This is a genomic window from Candidatus Cloacimonadota bacterium, from assembly GCA_020532085.1.
GTDB lineage: Bacteria > Cloacimonadota > Cloacimonadia > Cloacimonadales > Cloacimonadaceae > Syntrophosphaera.
Genome location: JAJBAV010000085.1, coordinates 1 through 3,108 on the forward strand (window position 1 = coordinate 1; position 3,108 = coordinate 3,108).

Here is a 3,108-nt window from a genome sequence, read left to right on the forward strand (position 1 = left end):
GACGGTTAAGGACTCTTCTGGCAGAACAGTCTCGTGGCTGACATATGATCAGGCACACCGTGTGGTCACCGGAGTCCCAAGAGAGACGGGAGTATACCACGTTTGGCTGAACGACAGATATTGGTCTGTCAACGTAACCGATGCTCCGCTATCGGCCCCATGGGTTCGGTTCAGCGCATCGGTCGCCGGCGAAACCATATCGGCATCCCCGACCGGGTCTGCCCAGGATTCCGTTACCAGATATTCCTGGTCCCTTACAGACCTTGACGGTTCGCTCGTGTCCGCCTACGAGGGCAAGAATCTTGCAATGACAGCAGGGCCCGGAATCTACATTCTGGTACTGCAGCAGGTCGGCCCATCCGGGCCGGCGAGCTACTCGCAGATAATCGAGGTCACATCCGCCGCGGAGCCTGTGCCAGAACCTGCCGAGCCGATATCGGTCTGGCCGATGGCTCTGGGAGCGATGTCGATCGTTCTTCTGCTTGTCTCCGCCGCGAGCCGCAGCATCTGGCCTGCCGGCGTAGCTCTCCTATGCGCCACAGTCGCAATTTTGATGGTGATCAAATGGATTTAAATTATAAACACAGGAATACAGCTGTCGCAACGCTTGCGGCAATGTCGGTGTTACTCATGCTGACAATTACCGCGGCCCCTCTTGCGACCGCCGAGGAGGCGGAGGCGGACCCGACCGTAACTGCCGGATTGATAGACGACGGAACGACGGACGCCATCAAGTGGTGGCTCAGAGTTATCCCTGGGACTTCCTCTGCGATGGGGATCTATGACTACTACAACCAGGACAACGGACGGACGGACGTCGGTGCCGGCGACAGCGAAGCTATCAAAGCGTACGCCAGGAACGTGGATGCACAGCGTTCCGCAGAGCAGCAATATAACCTGCTGATGGTCGCGTCCGACCTTGTCCGGGGCGATTCTCAGACGTGGAAGCTGACCGACGCATACCTGAACCGTGCGGCGGAGATAGCCGCCGGGTCAGTATGGTACGAGGGAGCGAAGTTCAACGCGGACGGGATCCTTGAGTTCGGCGGAGTGTACGACTCAGTCTCCACCGGGAATCTGAACACCCAGGACGTCCTTGACCGCGCGGCGTCAGTATCCGTCGATCTGCGCGACGAGTGGGATGCGACCAACTACGGCGGACAGCTGCAGATAGAGCTGATATGGGACAACGGAAGCACCGGGAACGCCACAACGACATTGCACGTCGATTTCTGCAGCCTTGCGACTGTCACCGGTACAGACAATATCGTCTATCTCTCGCAGACCGTCGGTGACGATGCGACACCCGAGAACTCTACGATCTGGGCTTACACCACGTCCGGGACGATTACTTCGATAGCGGAAGGATCCTCTGCAATTCCCCTTACCAAGGGAGCAAATGACATATCGTCTCTTCCGTCCGGGTTCTACCGCCTCTCGCCGGGAACATACGGAGGGCCGTTCATGTCTTCCGTTTCCGAGAGCGCCGCTCCCGTGAAGGGAGTCATGGGCATAGTCTGCGACGACTCCTACGGATACGCTTTCGTTTCAGGCGACAAGATCGGGATTAACTGGGACGGAACGACCGTCGAAAGCTCTACGCTCGACTTCCGGATAACGGGGTGCGACACACCGCAGACATCTCACGGCTCGCCTGCGGCATTAGTCCGCTCCTATGGAGAGTACTATGACCAGCTCACCGCCCTGCTGTTCGAGGCGGCCGAGTCCGCTCAGGTAATGTGGACGATCTCGGCCAACACCCATACGAGCAACCTGTTGCTTTCCCCCTCGTCGCTGATACCGCATCTGATGAACGTGGGCGTCGACGCAGAGCAGAGCTACGCCATGTACGTAATGGCGCTCGACCAGATCGCTCAGTATAACTCGAGCTACGGCGGGGTGTTGAAGGACGGCATGACCAAGATCTCTTCGCAATCTCTCGATCTTTACTGCCACGGGAGCATCTATGCATCCGACGGCACCGCGATCGCAGAGAACGTGATATTCACCCCGTACGTCTACCTCAAGGATTGGACGATATACTCCGGACAGAACAACACGTTCGGCCAGGACGGCATGGTCATGGTCTGGGATGCGGCGGATACGGCCGTAGGATGGACCGCGGCATCGACCGCCGGCAACTATCAGAGCATCGTCGTCCAGAAGGGCGCTTACTTCCTGCCTGACGAGATCGTTTACGACGGGGCGCAGGTCCCAAGCCTTCACCTGGACGTTGAGGAGGTCCAGCGCATCTCTGTCTTCGAGGAGCTTGACTGGGACCGCTCTGATGCACCCAAGGTGCTGTCTGCATCGACGTTGATCATGATCATCGTCATAGAGCTGGGCGCTATTGTTGCGCTGATAGGCTACATCATCAGGATGCCGGCGCTTATCGTCATTGGGCTTGTTGTGGCGCTGATCGGCGTCGTTGCAAGCGATTGGATAGCAAGGGTGGCCCTCGGCAACGAGGACCCATTGGGCTGGCTCCCGTGGAGGTTCTGATGCTCGGGATTGTCATCAAGGCCGCCGCGTTCATCATCGCTGGTGCCCTGGTCCTCTTTGCCCTCCTGATGGCGATGGGATATCTGGACTTCTGGGTTGCAGAGGTGTTCGGATGATTTCTCTGCGCGGCATAGTCTTACCGGGCATGATGGCCATAGGTGCAGTCTACTGCGCCGTCGCCCTGATCCGATTCTACGCGGACGTACTGGCGGTGATGATATGATCGGGATCGTAAAGGGGCTGTTGTTGATCAGCGGCGCGATCTTCCTGGTCCTATCGGTCATAACACTGGTAGGCATGGTCCTTATACAGCTCAACGGAGGCGTCGTCTGATGCTCGGATATTTTCTATCCAGAGCCGCCATAGGTCTGGCAGTGGTCCTGCTGATCACAGCAGTGCTGTGGGAGACTGTACACCTGGTCGATTGGTGCATGTCGCTCTATACCACATACGGCGACGGAACTGTTGCCGGTTACCTCAGGATGCACGCCTACACGTATGTCTCTTATATTTTCGGCGAGAACCCGTTCGGCTGGGTCGCAGGAGGTGCCTGATGCACATAATTCTGTGGATGCTTATCGCAGTATCCATAGCACGCGCCGTTTA

Annotated in this window: 3 protein-coding genes; all 3 read left to right on the plus strand. The window is 57.6% G+C overall.

All coding sequences use genetic code 11. The annotated features are described in order from the left end of the window. Positions 1-574: hypothetical protein (locus LHW45_11215; protein MCB5286138.1), on the plus strand; the 574-nt coding region annotated here is incomplete at its 5' end. A 56-nt stretch (positions 575-630) separates the two neighbouring features. After that, a complete protein-coding gene (locus LHW45_11220; protein ID MCB5286139.1) occupies positions 631-2,502 on the plus strand; it encodes a hypothetical protein in 1,872 nt (623 codons plus the stop codon). A gap of 332 nt (positions 2,503-2,834) precedes the next feature. Then, positions 2,835-3,056 carry a hypothetical protein gene (locus tag LHW45_11225; protein MCB5286140.1) on the plus strand — a complete coding sequence of 74 codons (222 nt, stop codon included), beginning with the start codon at positions 2,835-2,837 and terminating at the stop codon, positions 3,054-3,056. Positions 3,057-3,108 lie beyond the last annotated feature (52 nt).